Genomic DNA, 19,401 nt, shown 5'->3' with positions numbered 1-19,401 from the left:
CCCCCCCCCCCCCCCCCCCCCACCCCCCCCCCCCCCCCCCCCCCCCCCCCCCCCCCCCCCCCGCCCCGCCCCCCCCCCCCGGGCCCCGCGGCGCGCCCCCCCCCCCCCCCCCCCCCCCCCCCCCCCGGTTCTCCAACCCCGGATATAACTCAGGCAACGCGGTCCAGCAGCCACTGGGTCAGCAGGCCTACCGGGCGACCGGTAGCCATGCCGCGCTTGCCTTCGTCGCTGGCAACGCCGGCGATGTCCAGATGCGCCCAGCGCTGGCCTTCGGTGAAGCGCGATAGGAAGCAGCCAGCGGTGATGGCACCGGCCCAACGGCCGCCGATGTTGTAGACGTCGGCAAAGCTGGAATCCAGCATGCCCTGGTACTCGTCCCACAACGGCAGGCGCCAGGCGCGGTCGAACACGTTCTCGCCAGCGGCAGTCAGTTCGTTGGCCAGATCGTCGTGCTTGCTCATCAGGCCGGCGGTCTGGTGGCCCAGGGCCACCATGCAGGCGCCGGTCAGCGTGGCAACGTCGATCAGCGCGGCCGGCTCGAAGCGCTGCGCATAGGTCAGCGCATCGCACAGGATCAGGCGGCCTTCGGCGTCGGTATTGCCCACTTCGATGGTCTTGCCCGACATCGAGGTGATCACGTCGGACGGGCGGTAGGCGTTGCCGTCGATGGCGTTTTCCACCGCAGGCACCACCACCACCAGGTTCAACGGCAGCTTGGCCTTGACCGTGGCGACGAAGGTGCCGATGACGTTGGCGCCACCGCACATGTCGTACTTCATTTCCTCGATGCCGCCCTGGGTCTTCAGGTTGACGCCGCCGGTGTCGAAGGTGATGCCCTTGCCGACCAGCACGTAGGGCTTGGCGTCACCGCCGTTGTTCCACTTCAGCACCACTAGCTTGGGGCGGTTGGCCGAGCCACGGGCCACGGCCAGCAGCGAGCCCATGCCCAGCGCTTCCATCTGCGCCTCGTCCAGGATCTCGGCTTCGGCACCGTCGTGCTCGGCGGCAAACTTGACCGAGGATTCGGCCAGGTAGGCCGGGGTGCAGTAGTTCGGCGGCAGGTTGCCCAGCTCGCGGGCGTATTCGACGCCGGCGGCAATGGCCTGGCCCTGCAGCAGCGCGGTTTCGTCGTTGCTGGCGATGGCCAGCGATTCCAGGCCCGGGGCTTCCGGCTTCTTCTTGCCCAGGGTGGCGGTATAGCGGTAGCTGGCGTGGTTGGCGGTGATCACGGCCTGACGGACGTTCCAGGCGGCGTCGCGGTCCTTGATCGGCAGTTCGTTCAGGGTGAACAGCGCGCTACGGGTATTGCCGCTCTTCAGGGCGCGGGCGGCGTCACCGGCGGCCTTCAGGTACTGGGCCACGCCGAACTTGGCCGGGTCGCCGAGGCCAACCACCAGCACGCGGGCGGCGCTGACGCCGGCCAGGTCGTGCAGCAGGGTGGTGTTGCCGGTCTTGCCGCCAACATCGCCGCGCTCGACCAGGGCGGCCAGACGGCCACCGGAAGCGGCGTCCAGGGCCTGTGCAGCCGGGCTCAGCGTCTTGTCAGAGTAGGCGCCAACAATGACGCAATCCACCTCGGCGGAGACCGGGGCGGCGTGGTTCAGGGTGAATTCCAGAGACATTGATCAGATTCCGTTGCCAAATCCGTACAATCGCAGGCTGTATACGCGGGGCCATCGAGGCCGGGCGTTCTGCGGACTAAACCGAGAGTTTAAACCACCGACCCTATGGCGAAGCTTGACCGCTACCTTCTGAGTGACTTCCTCCAGAGCTTTCTGGCCACTTTGACCGTACTCCTGGTCGTCAGCATGGGTGGTGTGCTGGTCGATATCCTCGGCCGCATTGCCGACGGGCGCATCCCGGCCGGCTTGATGCTGTCCCAGCTGGGACTGCAGTTCATCGTCTATCTGCCCATCATCCTGCCGCTGGCCCTGATGCTGGGTCTGGCGCTGTCGATCGCGCGGCTGTACCGCGACTCGGAAATGGCGGTGCTGACCGGTGTCGGCGTCGGCCCCAAGCGCCTGCTCAAGCCGATCCTGCTGCTCACCGTGCCTATCGTGGCGCTGGTGGCGGCCTGTTCGCTGTGGCTGGGCCCCTGGGCTGATCGCAACGCCGAGCGCATGTTGCAGGACGCCAGCCGCAGCATGGTCGTAGCCGGGCTGGAACCGGGCCAGTTCACCCCGCTGGCCGGTGGTGGCGTGGTCTACCTGTCGTCGCTGGCCGGCGACGGCACCCGGATGGGCAAGGTGTTTATGCAGCGGCAGAAGGAAGGGCGTATCGACGTGGTATCGGCCAATAGCGGGGCGATGTTCTTCGAGGGCGAGCGCCAGCGCTACCTGCGGCTGGAAGATGGTTATCGGGTTGAAGGCCCGGAGAGCGGCACCCTGGATTACCGTTTGATGCGCTATGCCCGCAACGAAGTGGCGCTGCCGGACCGTGACGAAGTACGTGACCAGAATGATCCGGAAATGCTGTCCACCCGCCAATTGCTTGGCGATGAGCGGCCTGAGGCCAAGGCCCAACTGCACTGGCGCATCACCCCGCCGTTGCTGGCGCTGGCCTTTGCCCTGCTGACCCTGCCTCTCGCCCGCAGCGCACCGCGGCAGCAGCGCTACGGCCGCATCATGGTGGCCTTCCTGGCCTACACGGTGGGGGTAAGTCTGAGCATCCTCGGCCGCCAGTGGCTGGCGGCGGGCAAGCTGCCGGTGGAGGCCGGTATGTGGTGGTTGACCTTGCCGTTGCTGTTGCTGGCGGTGTGGCTGTACTTCCGTGACGGGCGCCTTGGCCGCCGCCGGGCGGGGGCGACAGCATGAGGTTGCTGCCGCGGATTCATGACATCTACGTAGGCCGGACCGTGCTGTTCACGGTGCTGGTGGTGTGGATGGTGCTGCTCGGCCTGGATGCCATCATGGCCTTGTCCGGCGAGGCCGGGAAAATCGGCCAGGGGCATTACAGTTTTGGCCATGCGTTGGCGTGGGTGGCCTATACCTTGCCGCGCCGGGCCTATACCGTGTTCCCGATGGCGGCGGTGATCGGCGCGCTGATGGGCCTGGGCCAGCTGGCGGCGACTTCGGAACTGACGGCATTGCGTGCGGTCGGCCTGTCGCGTCGGCGGATTGCGGTATCGGTGGCGATCTCGCTGTCGCTGCTGACCGCGTTGATGGTGATCAACGGCGAAACCCTGTCGCCGTGGGCGCAGGGGCGCGCCGACGCGCTGAAGACCAGCGCCCGCTACAACACCGACATCGCCACCGCACGCTACTCGGGTCTGTGGGCACGTGAAGGCGATACCTTCCTCAATGCACAGACCGGCGAAGAACAGCTCGCGGCGGACGGCCAGTCGACCTTGCTGCTGCACGATGTGCGGCTGTACCAGCTGGGCGAAGACGGCCGACTGTTAAGCCTGACCTATGCCAAGGCCGCACGCCACGACACCCAGGGCTGGGTGCTGGAAGGTGTGCGTCGCGATACCTTCGGCGAACGCTCGGTAACCCGTCAGGAACTGGCCAACGAGCAGTGGGCCTCCAAGTTGGATGCCGCTGCCCTGGCATCGGGCCTGGCCAAGCCGCGCAACCTCAGTGCCGGTGAGCTGAAGACCAGCATTGACTACCGCAAGCGCAACGGGTTGGATGCACGCGAGTACGAAGATACCTACTGGAGCCGGTGGTTCTACCCCTTGAACGTGCTGGCGCTGTGCCTGGCGGCAGTGCCGTTCGCGTTCGGCTCGCTGCGCAGTGGCGGCATGGGCAAGCGGCTGTTCCTGGGTATGTTGTTCGCGTTGGGCTTCCTGCTGCTGCAGATGTTCTTCGGGCGCATGGCAGGTGCGCTGAAATTTGACTACCGCATTGCCTATGCCTTGCCACCGATCATGATGCTGGGGATCTCCGCGTGGCTATCGCGACGACGGGTAGGCTGAGTGTGGCAGTGCCGAGCCCTGCTCGGCAGACGCTTTACCGGTAATGCCCTTGCCGAGCATGGCTCGGCGCTACAGGGCGGTTGGTTTGTTTGGAAAGCCCCTTGCCGAGCATGGCTCGGCACTACCGGTGGTGGGTTTGTTCGGAAAGGCCCTGCCGAGCATGGCTCGGCACTACAGTTTGGTTAGCCTTGTGCCGCTGAGGCGGTCGTGCAGGGTCAGGCGTTCGCGATCGAACAGCGCCCAGATGAAGCCGACACCGGCCAGCAACAATGACAGCGTGCCCAGTGCATAGCGTTTCCACAGCAATGCACGGCTGGGTGCCTGTCCGTCGGCGGCCTGCAGGCGCAGCCGCCATGGGCGCATGCCCAGGGTCTGGCCGCCGCGTCTCCAGCTTTCGGTGGCGTAAAGCCCTGCAACCAGCCAGCAACTCAGCCACAACAGCCATTGCAGGGCGCTGAATGGGTGGATGTTGTCGCGGCTGGCGTGGCCGGCCAAGGTATAGCCCACCGTGAACAGTGCCGAGACCAGCATCCACAAGGCCAGTACCGGCCACAGGTCGTAGAACAGTGCGGCCAAGCGGCGCAGCAGCAGTGCGGAGGGGCGGGGCGTCGGGGCAGCGGCGGGTGGGCTCATGCGCCGAGCATACGATTGTGGCTGCCAGCGTGCATGGGCAGGCAAGGATGCAAGGCTTATCCTTGCCGCGATGTCCGCCGCCCTGACCCCCGCCGAACGCCGCCAACTGGTACAGCAACTGCCACCGCTGCGTGCGGACGATGAGCGGGTGATCCAGCGCTTCCTGGACGCGATCTGGGCCGAGCATGGCTTGGCGCGGGCTTCGCTGGACAGTTATCGGCGTGATCTGGAAGGCCTGGCGCGCTGGCGCGACGGGGCCAAAGGCGGCTTGGCCGGAGTGGATCGTGTCGGTCTGTTTGATTATCTCGCCTGGCGCACCCGCCACGGCTGGACCGCCCGCAGCAACGCGCGCCTGCTGTCGGTGCTGCGGGCCTTCTTTGCCCAGGCGCTCAAGCGCGGTGAGCGTAGCGAAGACCCTGCGGCCTTGCTGGAATCGCCGAAACTGCCGCGCTCGCTGCCCAAGGCGCTGGCCGAAAGCCAGGTCGAGGCCCTGCTGGCGGCGCCGGACGTGGACACCCCGGTCGGCCTGCGTGACCGTGCGATGCTGGAGCTGATGTATGCCGCCGGCCTGCGCGTCAGCGAACTGGTCAATCTGCCAGCAAACGCGGTCAACCTGCGCCAAGGTGTGCTGCGGGTGACCGGCAAGGGCAGCAAGGAACGGCTGGTGCCACTGGGGGAGGAGTCGCAGTACTGGCTGGAACGCTATCTGGCCTCCGCGCGGCCGCTGCTGGCCGGTGGCAAGGCGGTTGCCGCCACACCGGATGGGCAGGTGCCGCTGTTTGTCGACGTGGACCGTACTCCGTTGAGCCGCCAGCAGTTCTGGGCGCTGGTGAAGGCCTGTGCCGCAGTAGCGGGTATCGACCCAGGCAAGATCAGCCCGCACGGCCTGCGCCACAGTTTTGCCACCCATCTGCTCAACCACGGCGCCGATCTGCGCGCGCTGCAGATGTTGCTGGGCCACAGCTCGCTGTCCACCACCCAGATCTACACCCTGGTGGCCCGCGAACACCTGCAGAAGTTGCACCGCAACCACCATCCGCGCGGCTGAGTCTCCCCGGCGCGGGGGCTGTTTTGTGGGAGCGGCGTCAGCCGCGAAGCCGAAGGGCCATGAGATTGCGGTGGGTGCCTGTATTCAGGCAGTCCGGGTTTCGCGGCTGACGCCGCTCCCACACTGATTCGGGCGGTGTGCGAGAATCCGGCTGTTCTCTTTCGATGGGTCGCCATGTTCCGATTTGCCATTGCCGCGCTGTTTGGCGCGCTCAGTCTTACCGCCTGCGCGCAGCAGCCCGCAGCATCCAAGACCGCTGCTACCGCCGCAGCTCCGGCCACCGATGCTGCAGTCGAAAAGCGGGTGCGTGACGCGCTCAAGGAACTGGATCCGAACTTCAAGCCGGATTACATCGGCGCGGCGCCGTTTGCCGGCTTCCGCGAGGTCATCGTGTCCGGGCAGGTGCTGTATGTCACCGACGACGGCCGCTACCTGCTGCAGACCACGCCGTATGACATCGCCAACAAGACCCAGGCTACCAGTCCGGGCCTGCTGGCCTATCGCCGCGGCCTGCTCGAGACCCTGCCGCACGCTGACCGCATCGTGTTCGCACCGCCGAACGCCAAACACACCATCAGCGTGTTCACGGATATCGAGTGTGGTTACTGCCGCAAGCTGCATCAGGACATCGCCGAGCTGAACCGCAATGGCATTGCGGTCGAATACCTGGCGTTCCCGCGCATGGGCCTGGCCAGCAAGGACGCCACCGACATGATCTCGGTCTGGTGTGCCAGCGACCGCAAGGCCGCGCTGACCGCTGCCAAGACCGGTCAGCCGGTTCCTGCCAGGAACTGCACCAACCCGGTGGCCATGCAGTACAACCTGGGCCAGCAGCTGGGCATCAACGGTACCCCGGCTATTTTCGCGGCCGATGGTAGCCAGCTCGGTGGCTACCTGCCGCCAGCACAGCTGAAGGCCGCGCTGGACCGTATCGAAGCTGGCGGCAGCCGCTGATAGCGCTGCCCGCCAAGGTTTGAACAGACAACGCCCCTCCCGCTAACGCGAGGGGCGTTGTGGTTTTGGCAGCGGCTTACTTCAGGCCGCTGCTGACGCTGTGGACCAGGGTGCCCTGGGCATCGTCACCGCTGAACTCCCAGAAGAACGCGCCGCCCAGCCCTTGGGCTTTGACGTAGGCCATCTTGCGGCCGAGCATCTCCGGTGTATCCACGCTCCAGAAGGTATTGCCGTCATACAGCCAGGTGGCCTGTGCATGCGGGTCGGTATACACCGGCCAGCCGAGGTTCTTCAGCACCTTCCAGTCCTCGATGCCGGCTTCGTACTTGCCTGCCGCCGGCCGCCCGCTCTGGTACAGACCGTTGTTGGTTCGCGCCACGCCCGTCCAGCCGCGGCCGTAGAAGCCGACGCCGAGATTCAGCTTGGCGGCCGGGACGCCGCGTTGCAGGTAGGCCTCGATGGCGTCGTTGCTGTTGTACAGGGCGGCGTCACCGGTTGAAGGATCTGCCGGTGAGTGAAACAGGGCAGTGTGGTGATTGGTGTTGCCTGCCCAGGCGCCATGGAAGTCGTAGGTCATCACATTGATGAAATCCAGGTGCCGGTGATACGCGGCCGGATCGGTTGGACGGATCTTGTCGATGCCGGCACCCACCGCCACGGTCAGCAGCAGGCCAGGGCGCACGGCGTCCAATTGTCGGCGGAACTCGGCCAACAGGGCGGTGAAGTTGTCGCGGTCGGCCGGCGTGCCGCAGGCCAGGCCGCAGGCGGCCGGGTATTCCCAATCGATGTCGATGCCATCGAACACGCCTGCAGCTACCCCCTTGCCGCCGGCATGGTCGGTGAACGGCAGATTGCCCTTGATGTAGGCATCAATGCAGGAGGCGACAAAGGCCTGGCGGTTCTCCGGGCGTGCGGCACTGGAGAAACCGCGCGACCAGGTCCAGCCGCCGAGCGAGATCAGCGTCTTCAGCTGTGGGTATTTGGCCTTGAGCTGCTTGAGCTGGTTCCAGTTGCCGCGCAGCGGCTGGTTCCATTGGTCGGCGACACCGCTGACGCTTTCGCTGGCGCCAAAGCTGCGGGTGTAATCGGCAGAGGCATCGCCGCCGGCACCGCTGGCTGGATCGGCGGCCTGGGTGATGCCGACTTCGCAGCGGTTGTTGCGGACGTTGCCGAAGGCGTAGTTGATATGGGTCAGGCGTGCCGCCGAACCGCTGCTGTCGATGTTCTTGACCCGGTAGTTGCGGCCATAGATGCCCCATTGGGTGAAATAACCGATGACACGTTTGCTGCCGTCACTCGGGGTGCCCGGGTCTCCCGGCCCTCCTGGGCCGCCGCCGCCAGTGTCCTCGGCCAAGGTGCTGACGCTGACCATGGCGCTGAGTGCCGAGGCGTTGCCTGCCTTGTCGCGGGCGCGCACGGCATAGCGATAGCTGGTAGCTGGGGTCAGCGCGGTATCGGTATGCCCGGTGGCGGCAATCGAGGCGATCTGCGTGCCGTCGCGGTACAGGTCATAGACGGCGATGCCGCTGCCGCCAGGGTTGTCGCTGGCAGTGTTCCAGCGCAACGCGATGCTGGTCGGGGTGCGCGCCTGCACGCTGAGTCCGTCCGGGATCGAGGGTGCGGTGCTGTCGTTGTCCGGCGCGGTGACAGTGACGCTGACCGTGACCGAGGTGGTGCTGGCATTGCGGTCATCGGTGGCGACCGCACTGAGCAGGTAATTGCCGGCTGCGGCGTTGCGCCAGGCAAGGCTGTAGGGCGCGCTGCTGACGCTGCCCATGGAATGGCCGTTGCGGAAGAACTCGACCTTGCGGATGCTGCCGTCGCTGTCGGTGGCAGCAGCATTGAAGGTGATGGTGCTGCCGGCGCTGAACGTGCTGCCTGCGCTGGGCGAGGTCAGGCGGACCTGCGGCGGCTGGTTGGCTGCCGGTGCGGTGTCATCGCAGCGGCCCAGGTTGTCGTAGTAGTGGCGGCCAGCGGGATGGTCCGGTGGTGCGTTCCAGATGGTCTGGCGCGCCTGGTACAGCACGCCGTCCTTTTGCAGGGTATCGCCGGACTGGTAGATGGTGGTTCCCAGCCAGGGCCTGACCCCTGCGCAGTTGGCGGCCTGTGCCGCCGGCAGGACGCTGGCTGACGCGAGTACCAAGGCCAGTGTCCAGCCCAGTCGCGCGCTGTGGCGGTGCTGGCGGGGATGTCGGGCCCTTGCAGGGCCTGTGGGATGGTCCGTCATGGCGGGTTTCCTTCTGCGGTTGGCTAGTGCTTGTGCGGTGTCTTTGGGGCACGCCTTCGGCAAGGCGGGCGCGCTTGCGCCCGGCCTTGGGACGGCGGGGAATGCTTGCTGGGCCCGGATCCGGGCTGCTGAACCGGCACGCAGGTACCGGCCGATTGAGGATAACGTTGTCAAAAAAGCCGGCACGGTTTGGCATGCGCAGCGGGCTGTCGGTGTGAACCGCGTCATCCCTGAGGACTTCCGGTAGTTGGGCTGCTGAGGCTTGGGGCGGTCGAGTCCGGTACAATCGCGGGCCGATTCCCACCATGGTCTCCCGGACATGATCGTCCTCGAGGGCGCAGCTGCCCTTTCGCCGTTCCGCCGCGAACGTCTTGAATCCCGCCTGCAGTCCATTGCCGCCGATCTGCGCATTACCGGTGCCTGGCACGTCTATTTCACCCAGGCTGCCGATGCCGGCGCGGTCGACCAGACCACGCTGGGCCGCATCCTGCAGGGCCAGCCAGAGGCCGCCGAGCGCGCCGCTGGCGCCATCTCGCGCTATGTGGTGCCGCGCCTGGGCACCTTGTCGCCGTGGTCGAGCAAGGCCACCGAGCTGGTACGCGGTGCCGGCCTGCCGATCCAGCGCGTCGAGCGCGGTACCCGCATCGACCTGAGCGGCTGGCCGACCGATCCGGCCCAGCAGGCCGCGCTGGCCAAGCTGCTGCACGATCCGATGACCCAGTCGCTGCTGGACGACATCGGCCAGGCCCAGGCGCTGTTCAATAACGTCGGCCGCGGCAGCCTGGAGCGCATCGCGCTGGCTGACCTGGAAGGCGCCAACAAGCGCCTCGGTCTGGCCCTGGCCGATGACGAGATCGATTACCTGCGCCAGCGTTACAGCGAACTCGGCCGCGATCCGTCCGACGTCGAGCTGATGATGTTCGCGCAGGCCAACTCCGAGCATTGCCGGCACAAGATCTTCAACGCCAGCTGGACCATCGACGGCAACGCGCAGGACCGCTCGCTGTTCAAGATGATCAAGAACACCCACCAGCAGACCCCGCAGCACACGCTCAGCGCGTACAGCGACAATGCCGCAGTGATCGAAGGCGAGCCGGCCGCGCGCTATCGCCCGGACCCGGCCACCGGCAAGTACCGCAGCGAAGCGGTGGTGCCCAGCGCCTTCCAGATCAAGGTGGAAACGCATAACCACCCGACCGCGATCGCGCCGTTCCCGGGGGCCGCGACCGGCGCCGGTGGCGAGATCCGCGACGAAGGTGCCACCGGCCGTGGCGGCAAGCCCAAGGCCGGCCTGACCGGTTTCTCGGTCTCGCACCTGCGCATCCCGACCCTGCCGCAGCCGTGGGAAGCGCCGCGCGCGCTGAACCCGCGCATGGCACCGGCGCTGGACATCATGCTCGACGGCCCGCTCGGCGGCGCTGCGTTCAACAACGAATTCGGCCGGCCGAACCTGCTGGGCTATTTCCGCAGCTTCGAGCTGCCGGAAGATGGCATCACCCGCGCCTACGACAAGCCGATCATGTTGGCCGGCGGCCTGGGCGCGATTGATCGCGTGCAGGTTGAAAAGCTGCAGCTGCAGGCGGGCGACGCGGTGATCGTGCTCGGCGGCCCGGCGATGCTGATCGGCCTGGGCGGTGGTGCGGCCTCGTCGGTGGCCTCGGGCGAAAGCGCCGAAGACCTCGACTTCGCCAGCGTGCAGCGCGACAACCCGGAAATGGAGCGCCGCTGCCAGGAAGTGATCGACCGTTGCGTGGCCATGGGCACGAACAACCCGATCAAGTTCTTCCACGACGTCGGCGCCGGTGGCCTGTCCAACGCCATTCCCGAACTGCTGCACGACTCCAATGTCGGTGGCGTGATCGACCTGGGCAAGGTGCCCACCGACGATCCCTCGCTGTCGCCGCTGGAACTGTGGTGCAACGAGTCGCAGGAACGCTATGTACTGGGCGTGGCGCAGGAGCGCCTGGCCGAATTCGCCGCCATCTGCGCGCGCGAGCGCTGCCCGTTTGCCGCCGTTGGCGTTGCCACGACGGAAGAACACCTGGTCGTGGCCTATGGCGCGACCCCGGGCAATACCCCGGCCGATGCACCGATCGACCTGCCGATGGACGTGCTGTTCGGCAAGGCGCCGAAGATGCACCGTGACACTGCGCATCCGCCCGCAGCGCCGTGGCCGCAGCTCAAGACCGCCGGCATCGACCTGCGTGAGGCGGGCCTGCGCGTGCTGGCGCACCCGACCGTGGCGTCCAAGAACTTCCTGGTCACCATTGGTGACCGCAGCGTTGGCGGCCTGACCGCACGCGAGCAGATGATCGGCCCGTGGCAGCTGCCGATGGCCGACGTAGCCATCACCCTGGCCGGGTTTGACACCTATGCAGGTGAGGCGATGTCGCTGGGCGAGCGCACCCCGCTGGCACTGCTGAACGCTGCTGCATCGGCACGCATGGCGGTGGGTGAAGCCATCACCAACCTGTGCGCTGCACCGGTAGCCGCGCTGGATACGATCAAGCTGTCGGCCAACTGGATGGCCGCCTGCGGCCACAACGGCGAAGACGCGCTGCTGTATGACGCGGTCAAGGCGGTGGGTATGGAGCTGTGCCCGCAGTTGGACATCAGCATCCCGGTGGGCAAGGACTCACTGTCGATGCAGGCGCAGTGGCAGGCCGATGGCCAGACCGAGAAGTCGGTATCGCCGGTGTCGCTGGTGATCACCGCGTTCGCGCCGGTCAGCGATGCCCGCCAGCAGCTGACCCCGCTGCTCGACCGCGAAACCGAAAGCGAGCTGTGGTTGATTGGCCTGGGCGCTGGCAAGCAGCGTCTGGGCGGCTCGATCCTGGCGCAGACCCAGGCCGACCACAGCGCATTGCCGGCCTTTGCCGGTGAAGTGCCGGACCTGGACGACCCGCAGCGCCTGCGTGCGTTCTTCGAACTGATCTGCGATGCGCGTGAGTCCGGCCTGTTGCTGGCCTACCACGACCGCAGCGACGGCGGTGCTTTCGCCGCGCTGTGCGAAATGGCATTCGCCTCGCGCATGGGCCTGGACATCGTGCTCGATGCCTGGGGTGACGATCCGTTCCGCAGCTTGTTCAACGAAGAACTGGGCGCCGTGGTGCAGATCGCCAAGGAAGACCGTGCCGCTTTTGCCGATCTGGTCGAGCGCCACGCGTTGACGGAATGCGCGCAGCGCATTGCCCGCCCGACCACCGCGCCGGTGGTGCGCGTGCAGCTGGCTGGCGACAGCGTGGTGGAATGGCGCTGGGAAGAACTGTTCGATGCCTGGTGGTCGGTCACACACGCCATGCAGAAGCTGCGTGACAACCCGGATGCGGCTGACCAGGAGCGTGCGATTGCGCGCAACTTCAACGCGCCGGGTCTGAAGCCGAAGCTGGCATTTGATCCGGCCGACGACGTCGCCGCTCCGTTCATCGCCAGCGGCAAGCGTCCGAAGGTGGCAATCCTGCGCGAGCAGGGCGTCAACGGCCAGATCGAAATGGCCAACATCTTCGAGCGCGTCGGCTTCGACGCCTACGACGTGCACATGAGCGACCTGATCGAAGGCCGCGTGCAGCTCGCCGACTTCCGCGGCATCGCTGCCTGCGGTGGCTTCAGCTATGGCGACGTGCTGGGTGCCGGCCGTGGCTGGGCAACCTCCATCCTCGAGCGCCCGGCGCTGCGTGAGGCGTTTGCGGCCTTCTTCGCGCGCCCGGATACCTTCGCGCTGGGCGTGTGCAACGGTTGCCAGATGATGAGCCAGCTCAAGAACATCATCCCCGGTGCCGAGCACTGGCCGAAGTTCCTGCGCAATGCTGGCGAGCAGTTCGAAGCACGCACTGCATTGCTGGAAATCGTCGAGTCGCCGTCGATCCTGCTGCGTGGCATGGCCGGCTCGCGTCTGCCGGTTGCGGTGGCACACGGCGAAGGCCGTGCCGAGTTCGACAGTGCGGTGGACCAGGCAGCAGCCAGCATCGCCCTGCGTTACGTTGATGGCGATGGCCGCGTGGCCACCCAATACCCGCTCAATCCGAATGGTTCGCCGGACGGCATCACCGGCCTGACCAGCAGCGACGGTCGCGTCACCATCCTGATGCCGCACCCGGAACGCACCCCGCGCACGGTCAACCTGAGCTGGGCGCCGGCGAGCTGGGGTGAGGATTCGCCGTGGCTGCGGATGTTCCGCAACGCAAGAGTATGGTGCGGCTGAATAGGCGATAGCACCGAAAGTTAGTTTCAGTACATACAAAACCAAAAAAGCCCGCAGGCCAAGGCCTGCGGGCTTTTTTCATTCTGGACTGCTGATTTTTTTCTCCTCGCTCAGCTGTATTCGAGTAACTGCAAACAGCGCTGTTTATAAAAAATATCTGGCTTTCAAATATCACCAAAAGCCAATTTTTAGCGCTGTATCCAGCGATTTTTAGTGCCAGTTAGAAACTTGACGCAATAAAGCCGCGTCTCCAAAACTCGCGCCGTTCAAAAAATCACGCGCCGCATCGCGCTGCGTGGATCTGGCGACATGCGTGGCCGTGCCAAGCAGGCGACGCGGGGGATTTGCAGCAACACATGTTTGGAAAACGCCATGTCGACCTCGCCTGGCGGGGTTACTGCGCGCACAAAACTCAATCTACTTCGGGAGCAGTCTCAATGAATCGGATCTATCGAAAGGTGTGGAACAAAGCGTTGGGTCAGTTGGTGGTTGCCTCGGAACTGGCGAGTTCCAAAGGCTCGGCAGGTGCGGTGGATGCGCGCGATCAAGGGACTCAGCGCCTGCAATTGCTGGGGGGGGCAATTGCCTTGGCACTTGGGTTGGGAACACAGACTGCACCGCTGCACGCACAGTCGGTAGCCGTGGGTGGCAATGCCAAGTGCATCGTGCTGGGTAGTGCCAACCTGGCCGACTGTGCCTTGCAAGGCGGTACCAGTCTTGCGTTTGCTTTTGGCGCCACAACCACTGATGCGGTCGCGCTGGGTGCGGGTTCGGTTGCGGACCGTGATTCTTCGGTATCCGTAGGGGCCGTGGGTGAGGAGCGTCAGATCACCCACGTTGCAGCCGGTACGGAAGGGACGGATGCGGTGAATCTTGAGCAGCTTGAGGCCGTGGCTGCGATCGCCGGTACGACAAACAAATACTTCACTGCACAGGGCGGCGAGTTCAGTGATGCCGGTGCCTATGCCGAAGGCGAAGGGGCCTTGGCAGCAGGGGAATCAAGCAATGCAGTTGGTTTGGGCACCATGGCGTTGGGCTATGGCGCCAATGCGATGGCGATAAGGTCGATGGCGCTGGGTGAGAACGCTGTCGTACTTGCGGAAGGAGGCATCGCAGTTGGCGTCAACGCCTCGGTAACGGGTTCAAACAGCATCGCTGCCGGGGGTGGTGCAACGGCCGAAGGGAAAGCATCGGTTGCCATTGGCGGTAGTGCGATGGACGAGAACGGTGACTCTCTGCTGACAGAGGGGGTCGACGGCAATTTTGTTCCGGTGGATAAAGCGGCCAAGGCGGGTACTGGGGCGGTTGCGATTGGAGCTGCCTCTCTTGCGGGTGAGATGGGTGTTGCTGTGGGTCTTGGCGCGACTGCTGCCGAGAACGCTGGTACGTCCATCGGTGCTCAGAGCCGCGCAGGAGGTCTGCATGCCACTGCAGTTGGCGTAGGAGCTAATGCCCTGGCAGATGGGGCGGCGGCCATTGGTTCGGGAGCTATCGCAACTGGCCGAATGTCCACAGCGATTGGTGACGGTTCGAAGGCCACTGAATATCTGTCTATTGCGGTTGGTACGGCATCCATTGCCGATATGGTCAATAGCACGGCGTTGGGCTCTGCAAGTGCAGCGACCGGCATAGGAGCAACAGCGGTTGGTTACAAGGCTCTGGCGCGTGCAAACGGAAACGTAGCCATCGGTAACTGGGCCCAGGCGGTTGGGGCGCGAACGATTGCCATTGGTGATGGTGCCAGTACGCTTCGCCCCGGGGTTGACACGGTTGCTGCCAATAATTTTGTTACCGACGCGATCACCATCGGTGCCGGTAGCAAGGCACAGGCCAATGGCGCAACAGCATTGGGTACAAACGCGCGGGTGACGGGGGAGGACAGTGCTGCGTTTGGCTTTGGTGCCACAGCCACTGCCACTGATGCGGTCGCGCTGGGTGCGGGTTCGGTTGCGGACCGTGATTCTTCGGTATCCGTAGGTGCCGTGGGTGAGGAGCGTCAGATCACCCACGTTGCAGCCGGTACGGAAGGGACGGATGCGGTGAATCTTGACCAGCTGAATTCAGCAATAGGCCAGGGCGAGAGCACGGATCGCTACTTCGTAACGAATGGCGAAAATGACGGCAGTGATGACGCAGTTGCGACTGGGGAGCTGGCCACGGCGGCGGGCGTTGGCACGTTGGCGCAGGGGCAAAACAGTCTTGCTGTGGGTGCGTACAGCACCGCTGAATCGGCTTTCAGCAGCGCTGTGGGCTTCTCCAATACCGCCAGTGGCGCCGCCAGCCTGGCAGTGGGCGCGTCCAATAGTGCCGAAGGTGATAGAAGCGCCGCGATGGGTTTTGAGAACAAGGCTGTGGGTAATGATGCGACGGTTCTCGGTACCAGCAGTATGGCTATCGGCAATGAAAGCTTTGCGGCCGGTTACGAGGCGGTTGCGTCCGGAGTTTCGGCAATAGCGATCGGATCAGAAACCGTGGCGGCTGCTGATCAAGCAATCGCCTTCGGCGAAAATTCCCTTGCTGCAGCAGTGAACGCGTTGGCGGTCGGTGCACACAGTAGTGCAGTCGCCGTTGATTCCATGGCGCTGGGGCGTGGGGCAAAAGCGGATGCCATTGCCGCCATTGCGATTGGCTCTTCAGCGCTGGCGCAAGCCGAAGGTGGAACTGCGCTGGGTGCAGCTGCCGTGGCAACCGGTGTGAACAGCGTGGCCCTGGGCGCTGGCTCGATAGCGTCAGCCAATGATGTGGTCTCGGTGGGCGCTGGTAGCGGTGGGACTGGGCCTGCAACCCGTCGAATCGTAAATCTGGGGGCGGGTGAATTATCGGCACAAAGTAGCGATGCCGTGAATGGTAGTCAGCTGTATTCCACCAACCAGCGTCTGGGCGTTGTGGAATCACGTGTTGACGATATTGGCGAACGCATCGAGGGCATTGCGGGGGCCACAGCCAATGCCGTCAGCTACGAAGACGACAGCCACGATCAAGTTCGCTTGAGCGGTGAAAATGGCACGGTCATTGAGAACCTGGCAGCTGGCGAGATCGCTATCGGCAGCCTGCAAGCCGTCAACGGTGGGCAGCTCAGCGCGTCGTTGGAATCAATAGCCTTGATGCTTGGGGGCGGGGCCAACCTGGGCCTGCAAGGCTTGCTTATTGCACCGTCCTATGTGGTCCAGGGCGCGACCTACAACAACGTTGGGGATGCATTGGCCGCGCTCGATGGCGAGATAACCGCGCTGGCCTGGCTTGTCGATGAAGTGGGTCCGGGAAGTAACGCTGGAAGTGGCAAAGGTGTCGTGCTGGGTGACGACGCTATTGCGGAGCACAGCAGCGGTACAGGCATAGGCCATGGCGCCGAGGCAAACGGAGAAGGTGATACGGCACTGGGTAGCAATGCACGCGTTCATGCGGACGGCAGCACCGCGGTAGGTGCCGGCGCGATTATCGAGGCGGGTGCAGAGAATGCAGTGGCCGTAGGTGAAGGAGCTAGCGTGAGCGCACCTGGTGGCACGGCTGTTGGGCAGGGTGCGCGGGTGGCAGCGGAAAACGGCACTGCCATTGGACAAGGATCACTTGCGACTGCGGAAGGTTCAGTGGCTATTGGACAGGGTGCCTTGGCGGACAGGGAAAATACCGTCTCCGTCGGTAGAAAAGATCAGGAAAGGCAGATCACAAATGTCGCTGCGGGCACCGCAGATACGGATGCCGTCAATAAGGCCCAGTTGGACAAGGGTATTGCGGCGGCAAACAGTTACACGGATGGGCAGTTCACGGCATTGAATGACAGTTTCGATCTGCTGCGGGATGACCTGAGTGAGAAGCTGCAGAAAGTTGATCGTCGGATTGATCGGCAAGGTGCAATGACGTCGGCAATGATGAATATGGCTGCGAGCACCGCCGGCGTGCACGGGGATAACCGCCTAGGTGTGGGTGTTGGTATCCAGGGTTCCGAAACTGCGCTGTCTGTTGGCTACCAGCGGGCCTTCGGCGAGAGGGCGGTTGTAACTGTGGGGGGAGCTTTCAGCAGTGACGATAGTTCGGCGGGTATTGGCGCCGGTTTTGGTTGGTAAACGATGGATGATTTTGTGCAGTGTAGCTTTGTGCTTTGCGTGTGAGTGCAATCGGATGCGGCTTCTTCTTAACTAAACCAATATGAACGGAAGGACGAGTCATGCATAAGATTATTAATGGGATGAGCGTGTCGGTGGCGATGGCCATTTCCATGGCGATGAGTTGCGTCGCAAATGCAGGGGATATGCCCAAGGTTGCAAGGCCTGGTGCGATGAAATCGGGTTCACTGGTGGCTGAAGGGTCCTCCAGGTTCATTGTCAGGTTTCGTCAAGGATCGGCGGAGCTGAAATCCGCTACCTTGCAGCAGTCATCGCTGGGTGCTGCATTGTCCCGTGCAGGCCTAGCAGGTGCTGGCCAGGCTGCTTCACGTAGCAGCGCTTTGCCTTCAGTAGGTACCAGATCTGTGCGGTCTTCCTCGCTGCCGCGGACCAAAGTGGTGGAGATGTCGCGAGCCTTGTCCGCCTCTGAGGTGGATGCATTTGTGAATCAGCTCAGGGCCACGCCAGGCGTAGAGCGGGTTGAGGTAGATCGCAGGATGAATGCTTTCGGCACGGTCAAGCCTGCAGCGGTTCCAAACGACCCTGAATATAGTCGGCTGCAGTGGAATTTCTACAAGGATGTTGTTGGCGTCAGTGCGCCGGCAGCCTGGGATGTATCGACGGGCAAGGGGGTTGTTGTAGCGGTGATAGACTCAGGGGTACTCAAAGATCATCCAGACTTGGCCAACAATGTGCTGCCAGGCTATGACTTCATTTCGGACCCAATGATGTCCCGTCGTCCTACCTCTGGGCGAGTCCCCGGTGGCTGGGATACCGGAGACTGGGTTGAAGAGGATTATTGCGTTGCGCTGGGCGCGCGGCCGCATCCGGCGGAGCGGAGTGGTTGGCATGGCTCCCATGTGGCAGGCACCATTGCCCAGGAAACGAACAACAACAAAGGCGTCGCGGGTTTGGCATACGACGCTAAAGTGTTGCCGCTACGGGTACTTGGATCCTGTGGCGGATATGACAGTGATATAGCTGACGCCTTGGTGTGGGCTGTCGGCGGGGAGGTGGAAGGCCTGCCTCTCAATCAAAACCCTGCGGACATCATCAACATGAGCCTGGGTGGCCCGGGGCCGTGTTCGGCTACCACACAGGAGGCCATCGACTATGCCGTCAACAAGGGCGCAGTTGTTGTTGTTGCGGCGGGGAATGACGGTGCTAACTCTCAACTTTTCTCCCCGACTAACTGTAAAAATGTCATTCCGGTTGGAGCTACGCGGAATACGGGGGGAATTACCTGGTATTCGAACTGGGGCCCGAATGTGGTGCTTTCAGCTCCCGGTGGCGACCAGCGTGATGGCGAGCAGGGGCTTATCTGGCAGGTTGTGAATGGGGGCCAGAAAGAACCGGAGGAGGGTAATTGGGGTTATGCGGGCTACCAGGGGACCTCGATGGCGTCGCCGCATGTTGCCGCTACGGCTGCGTTGATCCAAAGCGTTGTTGATACCCCCGTGACGCCGCGGCGAATGAAGGAAATTTTGATGCAATCTGCATCTGCGTTTCCCCAGGCTATTCCACCCGGTATGCCTATCGGCATTGGAATCTTGAATGCAGCGAAGGCCTTGGCGCTCGCATTGAAGGTGCCATGTGATCCGGCTCTGGGATATTGTTCGGCTGCACCGACTCTCTTCAACAAAGTTGAAATGTCGGGTTTGTCTGCGTCCAAGGGGGAAACCAAGTTCTATCAGTTCAGTGCGACTGCGGGGACAACGCTGAGTTTCATGGCTTATGGTGGACAAGGCAGCGTTTCGGTAAATGTGAGCTATGAGAAAGAGCCGCAGTTGGTTGGCTCGGACGCAAGTTCGGCGCGTCCTGGCACCACCATCCAGACGGTCAGGTTCACTGCGCCGAAAACGGGTACCTACTCCATCAGGCTGGATACCTTGACCGGCTACTCCAATGTGACGCTTGTTGCGAGGCAGTAGTTTGCTGCCCACGCAGGCATGGTGCTGCGGTGCGACATTCCGCCGGCTTAGTGAAGTCGCGTCCGTCAACTAGTGGTGCCATGCACAAGGAAACAAGCATGAAGTCCGCAGGCCAAGGCCTGCGGGCTTTTTTTGTTGGCGCTGAGCGTGTTGATGAACGGTTGCGATGTTTTTGGGTCAATCGAGGGGCTAGCCAATTGTTTCAAAAGAAAATTTTCTGACGATCTCGCTTGCTCGCGAGATTTGTGCGGCTGCTCTCAAAAACCGTCCGGGACGCCGGAAATTTGACGAACGATGAATCGTCGATTAAGACTCCATCCATCCCGTAGTCGCCCGACAGGTATGGAACCAGGGGGGTAGACCACGACAGGCGTGAGCCTCACGTGCC

The 19,401-nt window shown here is 63.8% G+C and carries 11 protein-coding genes; 8 read left to right on the top strand and 3 right to left on the bottom strand.

Annotated elements, in window-relative coordinates:
- Window positions 1-149: 149 nt before the first annotated feature.
- Window positions 150-1,622, bottom strand: a complete 1,473-nt coding sequence (locus ACVOLQ_RS11055; RefSeq protein WP_481528034.1) for a leucyl aminopeptidase — start codon at window positions 1,620-1,622, stop codon at window positions 150-152.
- A 105-nt stretch (window positions 1,623-1,727) separates the two neighbouring features.
- Here ACVOLQ_RS11055 and lptF point away from each other — a divergent pair, with 105 nt between their 5' ends.
- Together lptF and lptG are read left to right on the top strand one after the other, a co-directional pair.
- Window positions 1,728-2,813, top strand: coding sequence for an LPS export ABC transporter permease LptF (lptF, locus tag ACVOLQ_RS11050; RefSeq protein ID WP_481528033.1), 1,086 nt, complete (start codon window positions 1,728-1,730; stop codon window positions 2,811-2,813).
- Window positions 2,810-3,916, top strand: a complete 1,107-nt coding sequence (gene lptG / locus ACVOLQ_RS11045) for an LPS export ABC transporter permease LptG (RefSeq protein WP_481528032.1) — start codon at window positions 2,810-2,812, stop codon at window positions 3,914-3,916. The genes lptF and lptG overlap by 4 nt, the downstream gene beginning before the upstream one ends.
- 171 nt (window positions 3,917-4,087) lie before the next feature.
- Here lptG and ACVOLQ_RS11040 read toward each other — a convergent pair whose 3' ends face one another.
- Entirely contained in the window at window positions 4,088-4,549 is a 462-nt protein-coding gene (locus tag ACVOLQ_RS11040; RefSeq protein ID WP_481528031.1) for an RDD family protein, read from the bottom strand.
- A gap of 70 nt (window positions 4,550-4,619) precedes the next feature.
- On the opposite strand from ACVOLQ_RS11040, the gene xerD reads away from it, so the two are divergent.
- Together xerD and ACVOLQ_RS11030 are read left to right on the top strand one after the other, a co-directional pair.
- Complete coding sequence (xerD, locus tag ACVOLQ_RS11035; protein WP_481528030.1) at window positions 4,620-5,597, top strand: site-specific tyrosine recombinase XerD; 978 nt, start codon at window positions 4,620-4,622, stop codon at window positions 5,595-5,597.
- Window positions 5,598-5,771: 174 nt separating this feature from the next.
- Entirely contained in the window at window positions 5,772-6,551 is a 780-nt protein-coding gene (locus tag ACVOLQ_RS11030) for a DsbC family protein (RefSeq protein ID WP_481528029.1), read from the top strand.
- 76 nt (window positions 6,552-6,627) lie between these two features.
- Here the strand turns inward: ACVOLQ_RS11030 and ACVOLQ_RS11025 are convergent, their stop codons facing one another.
- Window positions 6,628-8,778: a glycosyl hydrolase family 18 protein gene (locus ACVOLQ_RS11025; protein WP_481528028.1), complete on the bottom strand. Its 2,151-nt coding sequence runs from the start codon at window positions 8,776-8,778 to the stop codon at window positions 6,628-6,630.
- A 319-nt stretch (window positions 8,779-9,097) separates the two neighbouring features.
- Here ACVOLQ_RS11025 and purL point away from each other — a divergent pair, with 319 nt between their 5' ends.
- The 4 genes from purL (at window position 9,098) to ACVOLQ_RS11005 (ending at window position 19,234) form a co-directional block, all read left to right on the top strand.
- Window positions 9,098-12,979, top strand: coding sequence for a phosphoribosylformylglycinamidine synthase (purL, locus tag ACVOLQ_RS11020; RefSeq protein ID WP_481528027.1), 3,882 nt, complete (start codon window positions 9,098-9,100; stop codon window positions 12,977-12,979).
- Between the two features lie 437 nt (window positions 12,980-13,416).
- Window positions 13,417-17,043, top strand: a complete 3,627-nt coding sequence (locus ACVOLQ_RS11015; RefSeq protein ID WP_481528026.1) for an ESPR-type extended signal peptide-containing protein — start codon at window positions 13,417-13,419, stop codon at window positions 17,041-17,043.
- Window positions 17,044-17,144: 101 nt separating this feature from the next.
- A complete protein-coding gene (locus ACVOLQ_RS11010) occupies window positions 17,145-19,013 on the top strand; it encodes a S8 family peptidase (RefSeq protein WP_481528025.1) in 1,869 nt (622 codons plus the stop codon).
- A 98-nt stretch (window positions 19,014-19,111) separates the two neighbouring features.
- The gene (locus ACVOLQ_RS11005; RefSeq protein ID WP_481528024.1) at window positions 19,112-19,234 is read left to right on the top strand and encodes a hypothetical protein; all 123 of its coding nucleotides are present in this window, start codon (window positions 19,112-19,114) and stop codon (window positions 19,232-19,234) included.
- Window positions 19,235-19,401 lie beyond the last annotated feature (167 nt).

The organism is Stenotrophomonas sp. STEN031, assembly GCF_056759975.1.
The sequence above is the reverse complement of the archived record's forward strand: the minus strand, read 5'-3'. Positions and strand labels throughout refer to the sequence as shown.

Bases quoted from the DNA above. Each gene is read 5' to 3' on its own strand.
- lptG (WP_481528032.1), top strand. From the start codon at position 2,810: ATGAGGTTGCTGCCGCGGATTCATGACATCTACGTAGGCCGGACCGTG.
- ACVOLQ_RS11015 (WP_481528026.1), top strand. From the start codon at position 13,417: ATGAATCGGATCTATCGAAAGGTGTGGAACAAAGCGTTGGGTCAGTTG.
- ACVOLQ_RS11025 (WP_481528028.1), bottom strand. From the start codon at position 8,778: ATGACGGACCATCCCACAGGCCCTGCAAGGGCCCGACATCCCCGCCAG.
- lptF (WP_481528033.1), top strand. From the start codon at position 1,728: ATGGCGAAGCTTGACCGCTACCTTCTGAGTGACTTCCTCCAGAGCTTT.
- ACVOLQ_RS11055 (WP_481528034.1), bottom strand. From the start codon at position 1,622: ATGTCTCTGGAATTCACCCTGAACCACGCCGCCCCGGTCTCCGCCGAG.
- purL (WP_481528027.1), top strand. From the start codon at position 9,098: ATGATCGTCCTCGAGGGCGCAGCTGCCCTTTCGCCGTTCCGCCGCGAA.
- xerD (WP_481528030.1), top strand. From the start codon at position 4,620: ATGTCCGCCGCCCTGACCCCCGCCGAACGCCGCCAACTGGTACAGCAA.
- ACVOLQ_RS11010 (WP_481528025.1), top strand. From the start codon at position 17,145: ATGCATAAGATTATTAATGGGATGAGCGTGTCGGTGGCGATGGCCATT.
- ACVOLQ_RS11040 (WP_481528031.1), bottom strand. From the start codon at position 4,549: ATGAGCCCACCCGCCGCTGCCCCGACGCCCCGCCCCTCCGCACTGCTG.
- ACVOLQ_RS11005 (WP_481528024.1), top strand. From the start codon at position 19,112: ATGAAGTCCGCAGGCCAAGGCCTGCGGGCTTTTTTTGTTGGCGCTGAG.
- ACVOLQ_RS11030 (WP_481528029.1), top strand. From the start codon at position 5,772: ATGTTCCGATTTGCCATTGCCGCGCTGTTTGGCGCGCTCAGTCTTACC.